This is a genomic window from Nonomuraea sp. B1E8 (assembly GCF_039871515.1).
In the GTDB taxonomy this organism is placed as follows: Bacteria; Actinomycetota; Actinomycetes; order Streptosporangiales; family Streptosporangiaceae; genus Nonomuraea.
Genome location: NZ_JBDPLS010000051.1, coordinates 1 through 1,013 on the forward strand (window position 1 = coordinate 1; position 1,013 = coordinate 1,013).

Annotated in this window: 1 protein-coding gene; it reads left to right on the forward strand. The window is 66.1% G+C overall.

Annotation, left to right across the window (positions count from 1 at the left end; genetic code table 11):
- The first annotated feature begins 141 nt into the window (after nt 1-141).
- Nucleotides 142-969: a transposase family protein gene (locus tag ABGA98_RS45650; protein WP_347624745.1), complete on the forward strand. Its 828-nt coding sequence runs from the start codon at nt 142-144 to the stop codon at nt 967-969.
- Nucleotides 970-1,013 lie beyond the last annotated feature (44 nt).

Below are 1,013 nucleotides of genomic sequence, written 5' to 3' on the forward strand. Positions count from 1 at the left end.
TGAGCCCTTCCGCGTAAGCCCCCGCGACAGAGTGTGATCCTCGGGCCGCCCCGACGCCGGCGCCCCCGATGATCGAGAAGCGTAAAGCCCCTGGTAGAAGTTGGTCTTGCGACAGATCGACTTCGGAACCAGAGGCTTCACGTGCCCACCAGTGTCACATACACCGCGACTCTTGCGGTCAACCGGTCCACCGCCGAGTTCCTCGCCGCCCAACTCGCAGCTCATCGGCTTATGCGCCGCACACGAGCAGGAACACGGGCGCTCGGCCCGTTCAGCCAGGCTGTGCTGGTGCTGCGGTGGTTCCTGGAGGACACGCGGGTCCGTGATCTAGCCGTCGACAACAGCATCGGCAGGAGCACCGCCTACGCCTACCTGCATGAAGGGATCGACGTCCTGGCCGCCCAAGCTCCCGACCTTCACACCGCGCTGGAGGAGGCCAAGACCGCGGGGGCCACGCATCTGAACCTGGATGGCACCGTGGTGCGCACCGATCGGGTGTCCACGCCCGGCCCGAACGGCGCTGACCTGTGGTGGAGTGGCAAGCACAAGCATCACGGCGGCAATATCCAGGTGATGTCCGACCCGGACGGCTGGCCACTGTGGACCTCCGAGGTCCGCCCCGGACGCGAACACGACACCACCTGCGCCAAGGCCGCGAAGGAGTTGCTGCCCGCTCTGGAAGACCTGGCCCAGACGGGCCTGCTCACCCTCGCCGACCTGGGCTATGAGAATCTCAGCCCCGCCGTACGCCACCCGATCAAGAAGCCCAAGAACGGCCGGCTTACAGAAGACCAGCGCGCCTACAACCAGGTCATTCGCGGCGTCCACGCCGTGGCCGAACGCGCCAACTCCCTGCTCAAGACCACCTTCAAGGCGCTGCGGCGCGTCACCCTCGACCCCTGGCGAATCGGCGCGATCACCCGGGCGGCCCTCGTCCTCCTCCGTCTCGAACACGGACGCCACACCTAACCGAAGATGTGATCACACAAGGTCGTGATCCGTTACGCGGAAAG